This window comes from Actinokineospora sp. NPDC051303, from assembly GCF_055586285.1.
Genome location: NZ_JBVJIN010000017.1, coordinates 102689 through 119730 on the forward strand (window position 1 = coordinate 102689; position 17042 = coordinate 119730).

The window sequence follows — 17042 nt, forward strand, 5'->3', positions numbered from 1 at the left end:
CAATGCTGATCCCGCGCAGGGTCAAGCACCGCAAGCAGCACCACCCGAAGCGGGCGGGCGCTGCCAAGGGCGGCACCAAGGTCACGTTCGGCGAGTTCGGCATCCAGGCGCTTGAGCCCGCCTACGTGACGAACCGGCAGATCGAGTCCGCCCGTATCGCCATCAACCGGCACATCCGCCGTGGCGGCAAGGTCTGGATCAACATCTTCCCGGACCGCCCGCTGACCAAGAAGCCCGCCGAGACCCGCATGGGTTCCGGTAAGGGTTCGCCGGAGTACTGGGTGGCCAACGTCAAGCCGGGCCGCGTCGTGTTCGAGATGAGCTTCCCGAACGAGGCGATCGCGCGCGAGGCGCTGCGCCGGGCGATCCACAAGCTGCCGATGAAGTGCCGCATTGTCACGCGTGAGGGTGGTGACTTCTAGGAATGGCAAGCACGACTGCCGCTGACCTGCGTGAGCTGACCGACGAGGAGCTTGTGCTGCGTCTGCGCGAGGCGAAGGAAGAGCTGTTCAACCTTCGTTTCCAGATGGCCACCGGGCAGCTCGACAACAACCGCAGGCTGCGCACTGTCAAGCACGACATCGCCCGGATCTACACCGTGATGCGTGAGCGCGAGCTGGGCCTCTCGGTGTCCCCCGCAGAGGCGACCACTGAAGGTGCCGCATGAGTGAAGAGACTGTGACCCAGGTTCGCAACACCCGCAAGGTCCGCGAGGGCCTGGTCGTGTCCGACAAGATGGACAAGACCATCGTCGTCGCCCTTGAGGACCGCAAGAAGCACCCGCGGTACTCCAAGGTCCTGCGCTCCACCACCAAGGTGAAGGCGCACGACGAGGAGAACACCGCAGGCGTGGGCGACCGCGTCCTGCTGATGGAGACCCGGCCGCTGTCGGCCAGCAAGCGCTGGCGACTGGTCGAGATCCTCGAAAAGGCCAAGTAAATCCGTCAGACCCGTCAGGCCGAGCTTGTCAGGTCGGAAATCTGGCAGGCCAAGAATGGTCAGGAGTTGAAGTGATCCAGCAGGAGTCGCGGCTGCGTGTCGCCGACAACACCGGTGCGAAGGAGATCCTTTGCATCCGTGTTCTCGGTGGCTCCGGTCGCCGCTACGCGGGCATCGGCGACATCATCGTCGCCACCGTGAAGGACGCGATCCCCGGCGCCGGTGTGAAGAAGGGTGACGTCGTCAAGGCCGTCATCGTCCGCACCGTCAAGGAGCGTCGCCGTCCGGACGGCTCGTACATCCGGTTCGACGAGAACGCGGCCGTCCTCATCAAGAACGAGGGCGAGCCCCGAGGCACCCGCATCTTCGGCCCGGTCGGCCGCGAGCTGCGCGACAAGAAGTTCATGAAGATCATCTCGCTGGCGCCGGAGGTGCTCTGATCATGAAGACGAAGATGAAGATCAAGAAGGGCGACACCGTCGTCGTCATCTCCGGCAAGGACAAGGGCGCGAAGGGCAAGGTCATCCAGGCCTACCCGGAGACCAACAAGGTCCTGGTCGAGGGCGTCAACCGGATCAAGAAGCACACCCGGATCTCGCAGACCCAGCGCGGCGCGCAGTCCGGCGGCATCGTGACGCAGGAAGCCCCCATCCACGTCAGCAACGTCATGCTGGTTGTCGACGGCAAGGCTGTCCGCGTCGGCTACAAGATCACCGACGAGGGCCGCAAGGTCCGTATCGCGCGTGGCCCCAACGGCAATGGGAAGGAGATCTGATCATGACCACCACCGAGAAGATCATCCCCCGCTTGAAGACCCGCTACCGCGAGGAGATCGCCGCCGCTATGCGGGAGGAGTACAAGTACTCCAACCCGATGCAGATCCCTGGCGTCGTCAAGGTCGTCGTGAACATGGGCGTCGGCGACGCCGCCCGCGACGGCAAGCTGATCGAGGGCGCGGTCCGCGACCTGTCCACGATCACCGGCCAGAAGCCCGAGGTCCGCAAGGCCCGCAAGTCCATCGCGCAGTTCAAGCTGCGCGAGGGCATGCCGATCGGCGCCAGGGTCACCCTGCGCGGCGACCGCATGTGGGAGTTCCTCGACCGCCTGCTGACGATCGCGCTGCCCCGTATCCGCGACTTCCGCGGCCTGTCGGGCAAGCAGTTCGACGGCAACGGCAACTACACCTTCGGTCTCAACGAGCAGTCGATGTTCCACGAGATCGACCCCGACTCGATCGACCGCCAGCGCGGCATGGACATCACCATCGTGACCACCGCGACCAACGACGAAGAGGGCCGGGCGCTGCTCAAGCACCTGGGCTTCCCGTTCAAGGAGCAGTGACCGTGGCCGTCACTGAGGATCGGAACAAGGAGAACTGATGGCCAAGAAGGCGCTGATCCAGAAGGCCGCTGGCAAGCAGAAGTTCGCGGTTCGCGCGTACACCCGCTGCAACCGCTGCGGCCGTCCGCACTCGGTGTTCCGCAAGTTCGGCCTGTGCCGGATCTGCCTGCGCCAGATGGCGCACCGCGGTGAGCTGCCCGGCGTGAGCAAGTCGAGCTGGTAGGAGCCACTCCGGCTCCCGCTGGTTTTTCCCCCAGTTCGCCGCAGGCCCGTCGAGGGAACCACGGCGAGAAAGGTTGACAGGTCACCATGACGATGACCGACCCGATCGCAGACTTCTTGACCCGTCTGCGCAATGCCAACTCGGCATACCACGACGAGGTCGTGCTGCCGCACTCGAAGCTCAAGGCGCACATCGCCGAGATCCTCAAGCGCGAGGGCTACATCGCGGGCTACCGCGATGAGGACGGCGAAAAGGGCAAGAACCTTGTCGTCGAGTTGAAGTACGGCCCGAACCGCGAGCGCAGCATCGCCGGTCTGCGCCGGGTGTCCAAGCCCGGTCTTCGGGTGTACGCGAAGTCGACCAACCTGCCGAAGGTCCTCGGCGGCCTGGGCGTGGCGATCATCTCCACGTCCGGTGGCCTGCTGACCGACCGCCAGGCGGGCAAGCAGGGCGTGGGCGGCGAAGTCCTCGCGTACGTCTGGTAAGGGGGAAGCGACATGTCACGTATCGGAAGGCTGCCGATCCCTGTTCCGGCCGGGGTCGACGTCACCATCGATGGCCAGAACCTGAGCGTGAAGGGTCCCAAGGGGTCTCTCTCGCTCACGATCTCCGAGCCGATCATCGTCGAGCGCGCCGAGGACGGCACGCTTGAGGTGAAGCGGCCCAACGACGAGCGGCAGAACCGGGCGCTGCACGGCCTGACCCGCTCGCTGGTCAACAACGTCGTAGTCGGGGTCACCCAGGGCTACGAGAAGAAGCTGGAGATCCACGGCGTCGGTTACCGCGTCGTGGCCAAGGGCTCGGACCTGGAGTTCGCGCTGGGCTTCAGCCACCCGGTGAAGGTGGCGGCCCCCGAGGGCATCACTTTCGCCGTCGAGAGCCCGACCAAGTTCTCCGTCTCGGGTATCGACAAGCAGCGGGTCGGCGAGGTCGCGGCCAACATTCGCAAGCTGCGCAAGCCCGACCCGTACAAGGGCAAGGGCGTGCGGTACGCAGGCGAGAAGATCCGCCGCAAGGTCGGAAAGACGGGTAAGTGATCATGAGCGAAGCGACTGTCACGAAACGCAAGCCGGTGGGCAAGGACATCTCCACCATCCGGCGCGTAGCCAAGGCACGCAGGCACTTCCGGCTCCGCAAGAAGGTCAGCGGAAGCCCGGAGCGCCCGCGCCTGGTCGTCAACCGGTCCTCGCGGCACATCGTCGCGCAGATCGTGGACGACCTGGCGGGCCATACCCTCGCCTCCGCGTCCAGCCTGGAAGCGGACGTGCGCGCGGTCGACGGCGACAAGAAGGCCCGTGCGGCCAAGGTCGGCGAGCTGCTCGCCGCCCGCGCCAAGGAAGCGGGCATCGCCAAGGTCGTCTTCGACCGCGGCGGCAACAAGTACACCGGCCGGATCGCCTCGCTGGCCGACTCGGCCCGCGAAGCTGGGCTGGAGTTCTGATGACGAGTATCAAGGGAAGGAACGCCTGATGCCGGGACGTACGCGGCAATTCGGCGGCCAGGGTGGCCAGGGCGGCCAGGGCGGCGCCAGCCAGGGCGGCGAGCGCGGCGAGCGTCGCGGCGGCCGTGACCGGCGCGACGGCGGCGGGCGTGGCGGTGCGGCGAGCGAGAAGACTCCGCACCTTGAGCGCGTCGTCGCGATCAACCGAGTCGCCAAGGTCGTGAAGGGCGGTCGGCGCTTCAGCTTCACCGCGCTGGTCGTCGTCGGCGACGGCGACGGCATGGTCGGCGTCGGCTACGGCAAGGCCAAGGAGGTGCCCGCCGCGATCGCGAAGGGCGTCGAGGAGGCGAAGAAGAACTTCTTCCGCGTCCCGCGCATCGGCGGCACCATCCCGCACCCGATCCAGGGTGAGAAGGCGGCGGGCGTGGTCCTGCTCCGCCCGGCCAGCGCCGGTACCGGTGTCATCGCTGGTGGCCCGGTCCGCGCCGTGCTGGAGTGCGCCGGAGTCCACGACGTGCTGTCGAAGTCGCTTGGCTCCGACAACGCCATCAACATCGTGCACGCCACCATGGCGGCCCTGCGCGGCCTGCAGCGTCCCGAGGAGGTCGCGGCCCGCCGCGGCCTGCCGCTTGAGGACGTCGCACCCGCGGGCATGCTGCGCGCCCGCGCCGCGGCTGCCACCGCCGGGACAGGAGTCTGACCATGGCTCAGCTGAAGGTGACCCAGGTCAAGAGCACCATTGGCACCAAGCGCAACCACCGCGAGTCCCTCCGCACCCTCGGCCTGCGCAAGATCCGGCAGTCCACGGTGCGCGAGGACTCCCCCGAGGTGCGCGGCCTGATCCACACCGTCCGCCACCTCGTCACCGTCGAGGAGGTCGACTGACATGGCCATCAAGATCCACCACCTGCGCCCGGCCCCCGGCGCCAAGCGCGACAAGATCCGCGTCGGCCGCGGTGAGGGCTCCAAGGGCAAGACCGCTGGTCGAGGCACCAAGGGCACCAAGGCGCGCAAGAACGTCCCCGCGCGCTTCGAGGGTGGCCAGATGCCCATCCAGATGCGGCTCCCGAAGCTCAAGGGCTTCAAGAACCGCTTCCGGGTGGAGTACCAGGTCGTCAACCTCGGCGACATCGCCGAAACGTTCCCTGACGGCGGCGACGTGACCATCGAGCAGCTTGTCCAGGCGGGCCTGGTCCGCAAAAACAACCTGGTCAAGATCCTCGGCGACGGCGACCTCAACGGCGTCAAGCTCAACCTGACCGCCGACAAGTTCAGTGCCAGCGCAGTGGAGAAGCTGACCGCCGCAGGCGGCACCGCAACCACCACCACCGCTGCCTAACTAAGAACACCAGCAAGACCCGCAACACCCAGCACCACAGCGAAGGCCGGACCCTCCCCAGGGTCCGGCCTTCCTGTTTCGCCCGGCATGTCTTCTTCGGCCAACAAGAGACCCCAGAGCCCCAGAGACTTGCCCGCCCCTGCCAAGTGCTCGATTGGGTGGAGTGGCTTCTTTGGGGGTGAAGGAAGATCGCTAAGCTGGCTGCGCGCGTGTGAGGCCGAAGGCTTCCCACCCGTCTTTCACACGGCGATCTTCCTTCGTAGGGGCCCCAAAGAAGCCACTCCACCCAATCGAGCGCCCCCAGCAGCACCGAGCAGCGGTGAGCGGCCCCCAGCAGCCAGACCCGGTGACTCAAGTCACCCCAGAAGGCACGGAAGCCCTCCAGGGTGCAGCCCAGCACACCCGTGCTGTTAGAGTCGAAGGCACGCTTCGGGGTCTCTAGCCCCGAAGCGCTCCTGGCTTGCCAGTACTTGGCGGTCAGGCCCTGTTACCTGCCGGCGACCAGCCGGTTAAGCCGTTCGCCGGCAGTGAGTTGCCGGTGACGCCGAGGAGGTTCCTGCGTGCTCAGCGCCTTCCGCTCGGCTCTCGCGACGCCGGACCTGCGCCGCAAGATCCTTTTCACGCTCGGGATCATCGCGGTCTACCGCGTGGGCGCCCTGCTGCCATCACCGGGTGTGTCGTATCCCAACGTGCAGAAATGTATGGAGGGGCTGGACACCCAGGGCGTCTACGGCCTGCTGAACCTGTTCAGTGGCGGCGCGCTGTTGCAGCTGTCGGTGTTCGCGCTGGGGATCATGCCCTACATCACCGCGAGCATCATCATCCAGCTGTTGACGGTCGTGATTCCGCGCTTCGAGCAGTTGAAGAAGGAGGGGCAGGCCGGTCAGGGCAAGCTGACGCAGTACACGCGTTACCTGACCATCGCCCTCGGCGTCCTGCAGGCGACCGGCATCGTGGCCATGGCCGACCGCGGCCAGCTCTTCGGCAACTGCCCGGACCCGATCATCCCGAACAGCTCGGTGTTCACCCTGGCCGTCGTCGTGATCACGATGACCGCGGGCACCGCGGTGATCATGTGGTTCGGTGAGCTGATCACCGAGCGCGGCATCGGCAACGGCATGTCGCTGCTGATGTTCGTCAACATCGCGGCGCGCATCCCGGCCGAGGGCATGAACATCCTGCAGAGCAAGGGCGGGCTGATCTTCGCGGTCGTCTGCGTGTTCGGCCTGCTGATCATCGCCAGCGTCGTGTTCGTTGAGCAGGGCCAGCGGCGCATCCCGGTGCAGTACGCCAAGCGCATGATCGGCCGCCGCATGTACGGCGGGACCTCGACCTACCTGCCGCTGAAGGTCAACCAGGCGGGTGTCATCCCGGTCATCTTCGCCTCGTCGCTGCTGTACCTGCCGGACCTGATCTCGCGGCTCATCGGCCAGGACGACTCGTGGTGGCAGCAGTTCATCGCCAACCACATCGTCCGGCAGTCCAGCGCGGTGCACATCGCCGTCTACTTCGCGCTGATCATCTTCTTCACGTACTTCTACATCACGATCACGTTCAACGTGAACGAGCGCGCGGACGAGATGAAGAAGTTCGGCGGCTTCATCCCGGGCATCCGACCCGGGCGGCCGACTTCGGAATACCTCAGCTTCGTCCTGAGCCGCATCACCCTGCCGGGCTCGATCTACCTCGGCATCATCGCGGTGCTCCCGAACTTCTTCCTCGACGTCACCGGTGACGGGCAGAACCAGAACTTCCCGTTCGGCGGCACTGCCGTGCTGATCATGGTTGGCGTCGGCCTCGACACCGTGAAGCAGATCGAGAGCCAGCTCATGCAACGAAACTATGAAGGGTTCCTCAAGTGACGCGTGTTGTTCTCGTTGGCCCGCCCGGAGCGGGGAAGGGCACCCAGGCGACCGCGCTGAGCACGGAACTCGGCGTGCCGCACATCTCGACGGGTGACCTTTTCCGGGCGCACATCGCGAACAACACCGAGCTTGGTCAGAACGTCAAGCGCTACCTCGACTCCGGGCAGCTCGTCCCGGACGAGGTGACGAACGAGATGGTGCGCGTGCGGCTGGCCGAGGCGGACGCCCGCGACGGCTTCCTGCTGGACGGCTTCCCGCGCAACGTGGGCCAGGCCGAGGTGCTGGGCAAGCTGCTCAGCTCGTCGGACGACAAGCTGGACGCCGTGGTGGAGTTCCGCATCGATGAGGAACTGGTCGTCCAGCGGCTGCTCGCCCGCGGCCGCACCGACGACAGCGAGTCGATCATCCGGCACCGCCAGGAGATCTACCGGACCGAGACCGCGCCGCTGCTCGACTACTACGCCGACGTGCTGATCACCATCGACGCGGTCGGCGAGGTCAACGAGATCACCGCCCGCGTTCTGGACGCTCTGCGCGCCCGGACGTGACCGGTGGCATGTTCGGCGGACTGCGGCTCACGCTGGCGACCTGGCGTGCGCGGATGATCGAGATCAAGACCCCGGCCCAGCTCGACGCCATGCGCGCGGCGGGGCTGGTCGTGGCGAAGGCGCTGGCGAACGTCTCGGCGGCGGCCCGGCCGGGCGTGAGCACCGCCGAGCTGGACGAGCTCGCCGAGCAGACCATCCGCGACGCCGGGGCCGTGCCGTCCTTCAAGGGCTACCACGGCTTCCCGGCGAGCATCTGCGCGTCGGTCAACGAGCAGATCGTGCACGGCATCCCGGCCAAAACCCAGGTCCTCGCCGAGGGCGACGTGATCTCGGTCGACTGCGGCGCCATCCTCGACGACTGGCACGGCGACGCCGCGGTGACCCTGTTCGTCGGGTCGGTCACCGACGCCGAGCAGGCCCTGTCCGACGCCACCCGGGCGTCGATGGAGGCGGGCATCAAGGCGGTGGCCCCCGGGGCGCGGCTGACCGACATCTCACACGCCATCGAGACCTCGGTGCACGCCTCCGAGCGGGCGCACGGCCGCGAGTACGGCATCGTCCGCGAGTACGGCGGCCACGGCATCGGCAGCGCCATGCACATGGACCCGTTCCTGCCGAACTACGGCAAGCCCGGCAAGGGCCCCCGGTTGCGGGTCGGCATGGCCATCGCGATCGAGCCGATGCTCACCCTGGGCACCGAGGAGACCGTGGAGCTGGAGGATGGCTGGACGGTCGTCACCGCGGACGGCTCCCGCGCCGCGCACTGGGAGCACACCGTCGCGGTCACCGACGACGGCCCCTGGGTGCTGACCGCCCCCGAGTAGGTCACCTGTTCGTGTCGCATCGGTGGTCCCTGGATGCCGGGGACCACCTTTTCGCAATCGGTAACAGTGTTTCGGCGGGCTGAGCGGCCCCGATTTGGGCGCCGGATCGCGGGTGCGTACACTTGACCGGTGGCGCTGTCAAAGTGCCGATTCCGTCGTGCGTGTCGCTCGGTGTTGTGGTAGTTGCCGTGCTCGTGCCCGGCGGTAGCTCCACCTCTCAGCTCAACACCACAGCCACACCCGACCGAAGCTACACCCGACACTGTCACGAAACGCGGAGGACATGGGCAAGAAGGACGGGGCCATCGAGGTCGAAGGCCGCGTGGTCGAGCCACTCCCCAACGCGATGTTCCGCGTCGAGTTGGAGAACGGCCACAAGGTCCTGGCACACATCAGCGGCAAGATGCGGCAGCACTACATCCGCATCCTGCCCGAGGACCGGGTCGTCGTAGAGCTTTCGCCCTACGACCTGTCCCGCGGCCGCATCGTCTACCGCTACAAGTGACCCTCGGTCGCCAAGACCGGGAAGCCACTACTGGTGTCCCCCGCCGACGGGGACACGCGGCCGAAGCAGGAGAACAGCAGACGTGAAGGTCAACCCGAGCGTCAAGAAGATCTGCGACAAGTGCAAGGTGATCCGCCGTCACGGCCGGGTCATGGTGATCTGCGAGAACCTGCGCCACAAGCAGCGCCAGGGCTGATCACCGCCTAGCGCTCGGTCACGGATCGACGCGAAGCGAGAACAAGACGACCTCCCCCTACCTGCCAGATCACGCGGATCTGGCTCACGCCCGGGCTCCAGGCCGGGTCCCAGACCTTGAGTCGGTCTGGGACGGTGGGGGAGAAGACCTGGAGAAGAAACCAGAGGAGACATCGCCGAATGGCACGACTCGCTGGCGTGGACCTTCCCCGCGAAAAGCGGCTGGAGATCGCGCTGACCTACATCTTCGGCATCGGCCGGACCCGCTCCAAGGAGCTGCTGGCCGCCACCGAGATCAGCCCGGATGTGCGTGTGAAGGACCTCGGGGACGAGGACCTGGTCAAGCTCCGGGAATACATCGAGGAAAACTTCAAGGTCGAGGGTGACCTCCGCCGCGAGGTGCAGGCCGACATTCGCCGGAAGATCGAGATCGGCTGCTACGAGGGCCTGCGGTGGCGCCGCGGTCTGCCCGTCCGCGGACAGCGGACCAAGACCAACGCCCGTACCCGCAAGGGCCCGAAGAAGACGGTCGCCGGCAAGAAGAAGGCCGGAAAGAAGTGACCAAGAGCTGCGAGACCGTGGTTCACGTCGTGCCTCAGCGCCGACGGAACCGGGCATTCATGGCCCTTGCAGTCGCGCCCAAGTGCGCCCGCCCGGCGGCACTGCGCGATCTCTACGCGGACGCCGGATCGATTATCCGGAACGCAGCTCCCGAGATCACCACCTCGCGCACCAGCTAGGAGAAACCCGAAGACATGCCACCGAAGTCGCGCACCGGCGCCGGAGTCAAGAAGGTCCGGCGCAAGGAAAAGAAGAACGTCTCGCACGGGCACGCCCACATCAAGAGCACGTTCAACAACACGATCGTCTCCATCACCGACCCCACCGGGGCCGTCATCGCGTGGGCCTCCTCCGGCCACGTCGGCTTCAAGGGCTCGCGCAAGTCGACTCCGTTCGCCGCGCAGATGGCCGCCGAGAACGCGGCCCGCAAGGCCGCCGAGCACGGCATGAAGAAGGTCGACGTGTTCGTCAAGGGCCCCGGCTCCGGCCGGGAGACCGCGATCCGGTCGCTGCAGGCGGCCGGTCTTGAGGTCGGCACCATCCAGGACGTGACCCCGCAGCCCCACAACGGCTGCCGCCCGCCCAAGCGGCGCCGGGTCTGAGGAACGGGGAGGAGTAAGAAGAAATGGCACGCTACACCGGCCCCGCGACCCGCATCTCGCGTCGGCTCAAGGTCGACCTCGTCGGCGGCGACCAGGCGTTCGAGCGCCGTCCTTACCCGCCCGGCCAGCACGGCCGCGGTCGGATCAAGGAGAGCGAGTACCTGCTTCAGCTCCAGGAGAAGCAGAAGGCCCGCTACACCTACGGCGTCCTTGAGCGACAGTTCCGCAAGTACTACGAGGAAGCCGTCCGCCGCAAGGGCAAGACCGGCGAGGTCCTGCTCCAGCTGCTGGAGTCCCGTCTCGACAACGTGGTCTACCGCGCCGGGCTCGCCCGCACGCGCCGCCAGGCCCGTCAGCTCGTGAGCCACGGTCACTTCATCGTGAACGGCAAGAAGGTCAACATCCCGAGCTACCAGGTGTCGAAGTTCGACATCATCGACGTGAAGCCCAAGTCGCTGCCGACGCTGCCGTTCGTGGCGGCCAAGGAGTCCTTCGGCGACCGCCCGATCCCGGGCTGGCTGCAGGTCGTGCCGTCCAACCTGCGGATCCTGGTGCACCAGCTCCCTGAGCGCGCGCAGATCGACGTGCCCGTGCAGGAGCAGCTCATCGTCGAGTTCTACTCGAAGTGATCTTGAAGGGGCGGCGGCGCCAGAGCCGCCGCCCCGTCCTCGGCCTCCTGGCCGGGGACATCCCGTTCAGTCGGGCGTCAAATAGCGGTCGCCCAAGGGAAGGAACAATCGACAATGCTCATCTCACAGCGTCCCGGCCTTGCCGAGGAGCCGGTCAACGAGACCCGCTCCCGCTTCGTCATCGAGCCGCTTGAGCCCGGCTTCGGCTACACGCTGGGCAACTCGCTGCGGCGCACCCTGCTGTCCTCGATCCCCGGCGCCTCGGTCACCAGCATCCGCATCGACGGCGTGCTGCACGAGTTCACCACCGTGCCGGGGGTCAAGGAGGACGTCACCGACATCATCCTCAACCTCAAGGAGCTTGTCGTCTCCTCGGAGGAGGACGAGCCGGTGACGATGTACCTGCGCAAGCAGGGCCCAGGTGAGGTCACCGCGGGCGACATCGTGCCGCCCGCCGGCGTCACGGTCCACAACCCCGACCTGCACATCGCCACCCTGAACGGCAAGGGCAAGCTGGAGATCGAGCTCGTCGTCGAGCGCGGTCGCGGCTACGTCCCGGCCGTGCAGAACAAGCAGGCGGGCGCGGAGATCGGCCGCATCCCGGTCGACTCGATCTACTCGCCGGTCCTCAAGGTGACCTACAAGGTCGAGGCCACCCGTGTCGAGCAGCGCACCGACTTCGACAAGCTCATCCTCGATGTCGAGACCAAGCCGTCGATCACGCCGCGCGACGCTGTCGCGTCGGCGGGCAAGACGCTGGTCGAGCTGTTCGGGCTCGCCCGCGAGCTGAACGTGGACGCCGAGGGCATCGAGATCGGCCCGTCGCCGCAGGAAGCGGACACCATCGCCGCCTACGCGATGCCGATCGAGGACCTCGACCTCACCGTGCGCTCCTACAACTGCCTCAAGCGTGAGGGCATCCACACCGTGGGTGAGCTCGTTTCCCGCAGCGAGGCGGACCTGCTGGACATCCGCAACTTCGGCGCCAAGTCGATCGACGAGGTCAAGATGAAGCTCGTCGGCCTCGGCCTCGCGCTCAAGGACAGCCCGCCCGGGTTCGACCCGACGGCTGCCGCGGCGGACTACGCCACCGACGGTTGGTCGGACGGCTCGGACACCGGCAACGACGACGGCCAGGACTACGCAGAGACGGAGCAGCTCTGAGCCGTCCCCGCTGGGACAGCTTGAGCAGCGGATTTCCACAAGGAGCAAGGAATGCCCACCCCAACGAAGGGCGCCCGTCTCGGCGGGGGCCCGGCCCACGAGCGGCTGCTGCTGGCCAACCTGGCCACCGCGCTGTTCCAGCACGGCCGGATCACCACCACCGAGGCCAAGGCGCGGCGGCTGCGTCCGCTGGCCGAGCGTCTCATCACCAAGGCCAAGCGCGGTGACCTGCACAACCGTCGCGAGATCATGAAGGTGATCCGCGACAAGGACGTCGTGCAGCGTCTCTGCGTCGAGATCGGCCCGTTCTTCAGCGACCGCAACGGCGGCTACACCCGGATCATCAAGACGATGCCGCGCAAGGGCGACAACGCGCCCATGGCCGTCATCGAGCTGATCCAGGAGAAGACCGTCACCGCGGAGGCCGAGGCGGCCCGCAAGACGAAGTTCGCCGACAAGCCGAAGGCGGACAAGCCCGCCGAGGCCGACGAGACCAAGGCCGACGAGACCGCCGCGTCCGAGGCCGAGGACACCCCGGTCGACACCGTGGCCGACCAGGACGCCGACGCGCCCGAGTCCGCCACCAAGGACGCCGCCGAGAAGCCCGCCGAGGGCGCCGAGGACAAGTCCTGACACGGCAGCACACCGTGGCCGAGCCCGTCGCCCCCGCTGGGGGTGGCGGGCTCGTCCGCATCCGCTTGGATATCGCCTACGACGGCGCGGACTTCTCTGGCTGGGCGCGGCAACCACAGCGGCGCACCGTGTGCGGGGTCTTGGAGGACACCCTGTCGCAGGTGCTGCGCCACGACGTGCGGCTGACCGTCGCGGGCCGCACCGACGCCGGGGTCCACGCCACCGGGCAGGTCGCCCACGTCGACCTGCCCGCCGAGGTCGACCCCGACGCGCTGGTGCCGCGCCTGGCCCGCGCCCTGCCCGCAGACGTCCGGGTGACCGGGATGCGCGCGGTCCCGGCCGAGTTCGACGCCCGCTTCGGGGCGCTGCGCAGGCACTACGCGTACCAGGTCTGCGACACCCCTTGGCGGGCGAACCCGTTGCTCCGCAACCACATCGTCGCCTGGCCCCGCCCACTGGACCTGGCCGCCCTCAACGCCGCGTCACACCACCTGCTGGGCGAACACGACTTCGTCGCCTTCTGCAAACGCCGCGACGGCGCCACCACCATCCGCGAACTCCAACGCCTCGACTGGACCCGCGCCGAGGACGGCACCCTGACGGCCCACGTCGCAGCGGACGCCTTCTGCCACTCCATGGTCCGCAGCCTGGTAGGCGCCCTCCTAGCCGTCGGCGAGGGCCGAAAGCCGGTGGAATGGCCCGCGTCCATGCTCACCGCGACCGAACGCCCCAGCGCCATCACCGTCGCACCCGCCCACGGCCTCACCCTGACCGGCGTGGACTACCCGGCCGACGCGGACCTGGCCCAGCGAGCGGCCCTCACCCGCAACGTGCGCACCCGCTGACCTAGTGCCCAGTGCTCCTTTCGGCCGCGAACCGCATAGAGTCCCGCCACCCCAACGGTCAGTCGGTGGGGATGTTCCAGGTCAGGCAGGCCGGAAGCTCCCGGGTCCGCAGGAACTCACCGATCGCCGTGGCGAGCCGGTCCACCGCGATCCCCGACCCAGGCGGAAACTCGTCATCCAGATACTCGCCACCCGGTGAAGCCGGATCTCCTGCCGGATAACGCTTTCCCCGGGCCATGTCCTGGTAGCTGAGGTAGCCGTAGCCGTCGTGGATAGCGACATAGACGTCGTGATCAGGAAAGCGGCTCGCCTCGTCCCACCAGGGCCGCCCCCGATGAATCATCCGTGCCAAGTCGGCGCCCGGCTCGCTGAGCCTGCGCATGAGGCCCGCCACATCTTCGCTGGTCGACAGCGTCGCTTGCGCACTCTGGAACGACCCATCGACCCCGGCGACCAGCCAGCCGACTTCGATGCTCACGGCTTCCTCCGTCCCGTGTAGACGCGTCCCCTGCGACTCATCAGCGCGATCGTGTTGCCTGCTCGATCTCGCCCGCGATCGAGTTCGCCGCTGTGGTCGGCACCTGTCGGGCCAGGGAGCGCAGCAGGTTCGTGTGCTCGGAGATCATCCGTACAGGTGGTCGCGGGCGTCACCCGCCGCCTGGCGGGTGGGCATTGGCGACCTGACCCTGGTCGGCGGTGGTTGGTCGGCCGACCAGGGTCGGTGGTTCGCGTTCGGGATGGTCGGCTGGGGTCAGCCGCGTAGGTGGTGGTGGGCGGCGTTGGTGATCTCGGTGCGGGCGTGTTCGAGGACGGCGCCGACGTCGGAGATGAGGGTTTGGGCCCGGGAGATGGCCGCTTGGACGGTGTTGGCGCTGGACGTGTCGCCGAGGATGCTGGTGGCCTGTTGGAGGATCGAGGTCAGTTCCGTCTGCAACGACTGGAGTTGGCCGGTGGGCACTCGGTCGGCCAACGCGGCGAGTTGCTGGGCTTGGTCGTGGATGCTCATTCTCCTGTTGCTCCCGTCATGCGTTCGGCTGGTCCGGCGTCGGACGTGGCAGCGCACCGGTGACGATAGCCGCTGAACGCGCGGGTGATCATCGCCGCGTCAGGCGCTGTTCTGCTTGGCCGCGCGCAGCTCGGCTTTCTTGATCCTGGACTCCAGTTTGCGGATCTCGCCCTCGACCTTCGCGGCTTTGTGCTCCCACGGGGCCGCGTCCTTGCCGTGCTGGGCCGCGGTTTCCTGGGCTTTCACGGCCTCGGCGAGTTTCTCGGCCTGCTTGCCGCGCAGGTCCGCCGCTTTCCCCACGTACTCGGTGTGCTCCTTGCGCTTCGACTCCAACTGCTTGCGGTCGTGCTCGATGCCCATGCGCCCCCCTTGTCGCGGATCGTCGAATCGATTGAATCACCTGACCGCAGGCGGTGGCCTCGCCGAATCGGGCGAAGCCACCGCCGGGGTCGGTCAGGATTTCACTCGGTTAGCGGTGTCCCTTTCTCAGGACATCAGTTGATCTGCCAGAAATTGGCGGGGGCGTCCAGGTGCAGCGAGAAAGTGCCCAGGTACCCGGTGTCGCCGGTGACGTGGTCCTGGACCCGCAGCTTCCACGTTCCCGACTTCTGCTCCGAGGACAGGTTCACCATGTACCCGCTGGCCATGCCCGTGCCGTTGCTGCCGCCCTGGTTGATCAGCGGGTAGACGCTGCCGTCGGGGGCGATCAGCTTCACACTGACCTCCGACATGTCCTGGTGGATCAGGTGCACGCCGACGACGCTGGTGGCCGACGCGGCGGCGGGCGCGGTGTTGAAGGTGATCTGCTGGTCGATGGCCGCTCCGCCGTCGGGCAGGGCGGTGTCGGCGCTGTTGGTGGCCGAGCCGAACGGGGCGAAGGGGCTGCCGGGGGTCTTGAGCATCCGGTTCGGGCTGCCCGCGCCCGGGTTGGTGATCGTGTTGTTCGTGGCCAGGATGTTCAGGGTGCTCTGCACCTGCGCGGGCGTCGCGGTCGGCGAGCCTGCCAGGTACAGCGCCGCGGCGCCCGCGACGTGCGGGGCGGCCATGGAGGTGCCGCTGATGGTGCTCGTCGCGGTGTTGCCGCCGACCCACGCCGAGGTGATGTCCACGCCGGGGGCGAAGATGTCGACGCACGAGCCGTAGTTGGAGAAGTCGGCGCGGACGTCGAAGTCGTCGCTGGCCGCCATGGTGATCGCCGCCGGAGTGCGGGCGGGCGAGTAGTCGCAGGCGTTTGAGCCCTGGTTGCCCGCGGACAGCGTGTAGGTGACCCCGGCGGCGATGGAGTTCGCCACCGCGGTGTCCAGCGGCGCGTAGCCCGCGCCGGTGAGGCTCATGTTGGCCACGGCCGGTTTGACGTGGTTCGCGGTGACCCAGTCAACGCCCGCGATGACACCCGCGTAGCTGCCGTTGCCGAAGCAGTCGAGGACCCGGACGCCGACGAGGCGCACGCCCTTGGCCACCCCGTGCGCGCTGCCGCCGACCGTGCCCGCCACGTGCGTGCCGTGGCCGTTGCAGTCGGTGGCGTCGGCGTCGTTGTCGACGGTGTCGACGCCGCTGACCGCGCGGCCGCCGAAGTCGGTGTGGGTCGTGTTGATGCCGGTGTCGAGGACGTAGGCGTTCACGTTCGACGCCGTGGTCGAGTAGATGTAGCGGCTGCTCGGGGGCACCACGTAGCCCTGGTCGATCCGGTTGAGGCCCCACGACGGCGGGTAGAGCTGCTCGGTGTCGCCCCGCACCACGCGGTCGGCCGCGACGTAGGCGACGGCGGGGTCCGCGGCGAGGCGCTTGGCCTGCCGCTCCGTCATGGTCGCCGCGTAGCCGTTGAGCGCGGCGGTGTAGCGGTGCTCGACTCTGCCGCCGTGTCTCGCGGCCAGCGACGAGGCGTCGACGCCGGGTCTGGCCAGCACCACGAGGTAGCTGTCCTTGATCACATCCGCCTGGCCAGCGCCGACGATGGCGCCCTCGGCCGCGACGGCGGGCGTGGTCAGGCTCAGCCCGCCCAGGACGCCCGCCAGGACGGCGAGGGCGAGCCCCCGGCGTCGCGCTGTTCCACTTCGGATATCCATCAGAACCGTCTCCTTTGACAGCTTCGAGCGCGTCCCGAGTGCGTTCCGGCATTCGGGTGAGTTTCCTCGATTCGCTCGAACGGTGGAATTGAAATGTCGCTTACTGTGCCGTGAGCGCCCGCCCCTGCGCTGTTCGGCGCATTGCCGGACGACCGTTCGCCGCTTTTCGGAAGGTTTCCGGAAAAGTGTCCGAATCGACCGTTCTGGCCCGTTCGGCGGGTGTTCGGCGTATTCCAGCGACGAAGATCGTAAGCATCGGAGACTTTTTTGGTAAAGAGAAAAGAATCACCCCGGGAACCGTGGTTCCCGGGGTGAT

The 17042-nt window shown here is 67.5% G+C and carries 28 protein-coding genes; 24 read left to right on the forward strand and 4 right to left on the reverse strand.

The annotated features are described in order from the left end of the window. Positions 1 to 2: 2 nt before the first annotated feature. From rplP to truA, 24 genes are all read left to right on the forward strand, one after another. Positions 3 to 422, forward strand: a complete 420-nt coding sequence (rplP, locus tag ACZ6SD_RS15640; RefSeq protein ID WP_091454131.1) for a 50S ribosomal protein L16 — start codon at positions 3 to 5, stop codon at positions 420 to 422. A gap of 2 nt (positions 423 to 424) precedes the next feature. Then, positions 425 to 667 carry a 50S ribosomal protein L29 gene (gene rpmC, locus ACZ6SD_RS15645; protein ID WP_091454134.1) on the forward strand — a complete coding sequence of 81 codons (243 nt, stop codon included), beginning with the start codon at positions 425 to 427 and terminating at the stop codon, positions 665 to 667. Continuing rightward, positions 664 to 939, forward strand: coding sequence for a 30S ribosomal protein S17 (rpsQ, locus tag ACZ6SD_RS15650; protein ID WP_465317625.1), 276 nt, complete (start codon positions 664 to 666; stop codon positions 937 to 939). Before rpmC ends, rpsQ begins: the two co-directional genes overlap by 4 nt. A gap of 71 nt (positions 940 to 1010) precedes the next feature. Beyond that, entirely contained in the window at positions 1011 to 1379 is a 369-nt protein-coding gene (gene rplN / locus ACZ6SD_RS15655; protein ID WP_018682823.1) for a 50S ribosomal protein L14, read from the forward strand. A gap of 14 nt (positions 1380 to 1393) precedes the next feature. Next, a complete protein-coding gene (gene rplX / locus ACZ6SD_RS15660) occupies positions 1394 to 1714 on the forward strand; it encodes a 50S ribosomal protein L24 (RefSeq protein WP_465317657.1) in 321 nt (106 codons plus the stop codon). Positions 1715 to 1716: 2 nt separating this feature from the next. Next, positions 1717 to 2280 carry a 50S ribosomal protein L5 gene (gene rplE, locus ACZ6SD_RS15665; RefSeq protein ID WP_465317626.1) on the forward strand — a complete coding sequence of 188 codons (564 nt, stop codon included), beginning with the start codon at positions 1717 to 1719 and terminating at the stop codon, positions 2278 to 2280. A 37-nt stretch (positions 2281 to 2317) separates the two neighbouring features. Continuing rightward, a complete protein-coding gene (locus tag ACZ6SD_RS15670; protein ID WP_091454142.1) occupies positions 2318 to 2503 on the forward strand; it encodes a type Z 30S ribosomal protein S14 in 186 nt (61 codons plus the stop codon). A gap of 86 nt (positions 2504 to 2589) precedes the next feature. Then, entirely contained in the window at positions 2590 to 2988 is a 399-nt protein-coding gene (gene rpsH, locus ACZ6SD_RS15675) for a 30S ribosomal protein S8 (protein WP_465317627.1), read from the forward strand. Positions 2989 to 3000: 12 nt separating this feature from the next. Beyond that, on the forward strand, positions 3001 to 3540 hold the full coding sequence (gene rplF, locus ACZ6SD_RS15680) for a 50S ribosomal protein L6 (protein WP_465317628.1): 540 nt from the start codon (positions 3001 to 3003) through the stop codon (positions 3538 to 3540). Further along, positions 3537 to 3944, forward strand: a complete 408-nt coding sequence (gene rplR, locus ACZ6SD_RS15685) for a 50S ribosomal protein L18 (RefSeq protein ID WP_465317629.1) — start codon at positions 3537 to 3539, stop codon at positions 3942 to 3944. The genes rplF and rplR overlap by 4 nt, the downstream gene beginning before the upstream one ends. A 28-nt stretch (positions 3945 to 3972) precedes the next feature. Next, positions 3973 to 4644 (forward strand): 30S ribosomal protein S5, encoded by a 672-nt coding sequence (gene rpsE, locus ACZ6SD_RS15690; protein WP_091454152.1) that lies wholly within the window; start codon positions 3973 to 3975, stop codon positions 4642 to 4644. A gap of 2 nt (positions 4645 to 4646) precedes the next feature. Next, entirely contained in the window at positions 4647 to 4829 is a 183-nt protein-coding gene (rpmD, locus tag ACZ6SD_RS15695; RefSeq protein WP_465317630.1) for a 50S ribosomal protein L30, read from the forward strand. 1 nt (position 4830) lies between these two features. Continuing rightward, positions 4831 to 5283, forward strand: coding sequence for a 50S ribosomal protein L15 (gene rplO, locus ACZ6SD_RS15700; RefSeq protein ID WP_465317631.1), 453 nt, complete (start codon positions 4831 to 4833; stop codon positions 5281 to 5283). A 560-nt stretch (positions 5284 to 5843) separates the two neighbouring features. Then, complete coding sequence (gene secY / locus ACZ6SD_RS15705) at positions 5844 to 7145, forward strand: preprotein translocase subunit SecY (protein WP_465317632.1); 1302 nt, start codon at positions 5844 to 5846, stop codon at positions 7143 to 7145. Beyond that, positions 7142 to 7696: an adenylate kinase gene (locus tag ACZ6SD_RS15710; RefSeq protein ID WP_465317633.1), complete on the forward strand. Its 555-nt coding sequence runs from the start codon at positions 7142 to 7144 to the stop codon at positions 7694 to 7696. Before secY ends, ACZ6SD_RS15710 begins: the two co-directional genes overlap by 4 nt. 53 nt (positions 7697 to 7749) lie before the next feature. Next, positions 7750 to 8520 (forward strand): type I methionyl aminopeptidase, encoded by a 771-nt coding sequence (map, locus tag ACZ6SD_RS15715; protein ID WP_465317658.1) that lies wholly within the window; start codon positions 7750 to 7752, stop codon positions 8518 to 8520. A gap of 283 nt (positions 8521 to 8803) precedes the next feature. After that, positions 8804 to 9025, forward strand: coding sequence for a translation initiation factor IF-1 (gene infA, locus ACZ6SD_RS15720; protein WP_005166804.1), 222 nt, complete (start codon positions 8804 to 8806; stop codon positions 9023 to 9025). An 82-nt stretch (positions 9026 to 9107) separates the two neighbouring features. After that, complete coding sequence (gene rpmJ, locus ACZ6SD_RS15725) at positions 9108 to 9221, forward strand: 50S ribosomal protein L36 (RefSeq protein ID WP_018682809.1); 114 nt, start codon at positions 9108 to 9110, stop codon at positions 9219 to 9221. A gap of 179 nt (positions 9222 to 9400) precedes the next feature. Further along, the gene (gene rpsM, locus ACZ6SD_RS15730; protein WP_465317634.1) at positions 9401 to 9781 is read left to right on the forward strand and encodes a 30S ribosomal protein S13; all 381 of its coding nucleotides are present in this window, start codon (positions 9401 to 9403) and stop codon (positions 9779 to 9781) included. A gap of 194 nt (positions 9782 to 9975) precedes the next feature. Next, complete coding sequence (gene rpsK, locus ACZ6SD_RS15735) at positions 9976 to 10383, forward strand: 30S ribosomal protein S11 (RefSeq protein WP_091454169.1); 408 nt, start codon at positions 9976 to 9978, stop codon at positions 10381 to 10383. A gap of 23 nt (positions 10384 to 10406) precedes the next feature. Then, the gene (rpsD, locus tag ACZ6SD_RS15740) at positions 10407 to 11012 is read left to right on the forward strand and encodes a 30S ribosomal protein S4 (protein WP_465317635.1); all 606 of its coding nucleotides are present in this window, start codon (positions 10407 to 10409) and stop codon (positions 11010 to 11012) included. A 114-nt stretch (positions 11013 to 11126) separates the two neighbouring features. Next, positions 11127 to 12176 carry a DNA-directed RNA polymerase subunit alpha gene (locus ACZ6SD_RS15745; protein ID WP_465317636.1) on the forward strand — a complete coding sequence of 350 codons (1050 nt, stop codon included), beginning with the start codon at positions 11127 to 11129 and terminating at the stop codon, positions 12174 to 12176. A gap of 51 nt (positions 12177 to 12227) precedes the next feature. Next, on the forward strand, positions 12228 to 12809 hold the full coding sequence (gene rplQ, locus ACZ6SD_RS15750) for a 50S ribosomal protein L17 (protein ID WP_465317637.1): 582 nt from the start codon (positions 12228 to 12230) through the stop codon (positions 12807 to 12809). A 14-nt stretch (positions 12810 to 12823) separates the two neighbouring features. Next, positions 12824 to 13654 (forward strand): tRNA pseudouridine(38-40) synthase TruA, encoded by an 831-nt coding sequence (gene truA, locus ACZ6SD_RS15755; protein ID WP_465317638.1) that lies wholly within the window; start codon positions 12824 to 12826, stop codon positions 13652 to 13654. Positions 13655 to 13712: 58 nt separating this feature from the next. On the opposite strand, the gene ACZ6SD_RS15760 is transcribed toward truA, so the two are convergent. The 4 genes from ACZ6SD_RS15760 to ACZ6SD_RS15775 all read right to left on the reverse strand — a co-directional run bounded on the left by ACZ6SD_RS15760 (position 13713) and on the right by ACZ6SD_RS15775 (position 16726). Continuing rightward, the gene (locus ACZ6SD_RS15760) at positions 13713 to 14132 is read right to left on the reverse strand and encodes an Imm1 family immunity protein (RefSeq protein WP_465317639.1); all 420 of its coding nucleotides are present in this window, start codon (positions 14130 to 14132) and stop codon (positions 13713 to 13715) included. Between the two features lie 273 nt (positions 14133 to 14405). After that, positions 14406 to 14660 (reverse strand): hypothetical protein, encoded by a 255-nt coding sequence (locus tag ACZ6SD_RS15765; protein WP_465317640.1) that lies wholly within the window; start codon positions 14658 to 14660, stop codon positions 14406 to 14408. A 99-nt stretch (positions 14661 to 14759) separates the two neighbouring features. Next, entirely contained in the window at positions 14760 to 15020 is a 261-nt protein-coding gene (locus ACZ6SD_RS15770) for a hypothetical protein (RefSeq protein WP_465317641.1), read from the reverse strand. A 134-nt stretch (positions 15021 to 15154) separates the two neighbouring features. After that, entirely contained in the window at positions 15155 to 16726 is a 1572-nt protein-coding gene (locus ACZ6SD_RS15775; protein WP_465317642.1) for a S8 family peptidase, read from the reverse strand. Positions 16727 to 17042 lie beyond the last annotated feature (316 nt).

Bases quoted from the DNA above. Each gene is read 5' to 3' on its own strand.
- rpsQ (WP_465317625.1), top strand. From the start codon at position 664: ATGAGTGAAGAGACTGTGACCCAGGTTCGCAACACCCGCAAGGTCCGC.
- rplE (WP_465317626.1), top strand. From the start codon at position 1,717: ATGACCACCACCGAGAAGATCATCCCCCGCTTGAAGACCCGCTACCGC.
- rpmD (WP_465317630.1), top strand. From the start codon at position 4,647: ATGGCTCAGCTGAAGGTGACCCAGGTCAAGAGCACCATTGGCACCAAG.
- ACZ6SD_RS15670 (WP_091454142.1), top strand. From the start codon at position 2,318: ATGGCCAAGAAGGCGCTGATCCAGAAGGCCGCTGGCAAGCAGAAGTTC.
- ACZ6SD_RS15775 (WP_465317642.1), bottom strand. From the start codon at position 16,726: ATGGATATCCGAAGTGGAACAGCGCGACGCCGGGGGCTCGCCCTCGCC.
- rpsK (WP_091454169.1), top strand. From the start codon at position 9,976: ATGCCACCGAAGTCGCGCACCGGCGCCGGAGTCAAGAAGGTCCGGCGC.
- map (WP_465317658.1), top strand. From the start codon at position 7,750: ATGATCGAGATCAAGACCCCGGCCCAGCTCGACGCCATGCGCGCGGCG.
- rpsE (WP_091454152.1), top strand. From the start codon at position 3,973: ATGCCGGGACGTACGCGGCAATTCGGCGGCCAGGGTGGCCAGGGCGGC.
- rplX (WP_465317657.1), top strand. From the start codon at position 1,394: ATGAAGATCAAGAAGGGCGACACCGTCGTCGTCATCTCCGGCAAGGAC.
- ACZ6SD_RS15745 (WP_465317636.1), top strand. From the start codon at position 11,127: ATGCTCATCTCACAGCGTCCCGGCCTTGCCGAGGAGCCGGTCAACGAG.
- rplP (WP_091454131.1), top strand. From the start codon at position 3: ATGCTGATCCCGCGCAGGGTCAAGCACCGCAAGCAGCACCACCCGAAG.
- rpsD (WP_465317635.1), top strand. From the start codon at position 10,407: ATGGCACGCTACACCGGCCCCGCGACCCGCATCTCGCGTCGGCTCAAG.
- ACZ6SD_RS15770 (WP_465317641.1), bottom strand. From the start codon at position 15,020: ATGGGCATCGAGCACGACCGCAAGCAGTTGGAGTCGAAGCGCAAGGAG.
- infA (WP_005166804.1), top strand. From the start codon at position 8,804: ATGGGCAAGAAGGACGGGGCCATCGAGGTCGAAGGCCGCGTGGTCGAG.
- rplO (WP_465317631.1), top strand. From the start codon at position 4,831: ATGGCCATCAAGATCCACCACCTGCGCCCGGCCCCCGGCGCCAAGCGC.
- rplF (WP_465317628.1), top strand. From the start codon at position 3,001: ATGTCACGTATCGGAAGGCTGCCGATCCCTGTTCCGGCCGGGGTCGAC.
- ACZ6SD_RS15765 (WP_465317640.1), bottom strand. From the start codon at position 14,660: ATGAGCATCCACGACCAAGCCCAGCAACTCGCCGCGTTGGCCGACCGA.
- rplQ (WP_465317637.1), top strand. From the start codon at position 12,228: ATGCCCACCCCAACGAAGGGCGCCCGTCTCGGCGGGGGCCCGGCCCAC.
- rpsM (WP_465317634.1), top strand. From the start codon at position 9,401: ATGGCACGACTCGCTGGCGTGGACCTTCCCCGCGAAAAGCGGCTGGAG.
- rpmC (WP_091454134.1), top strand. From the start codon at position 425: ATGGCAAGCACGACTGCCGCTGACCTGCGTGAGCTGACCGACGAGGAG.
- rpsH (WP_465317627.1), top strand. From the start codon at position 2,590: ATGACGATGACCGACCCGATCGCAGACTTCTTGACCCGTCTGCGCAAT.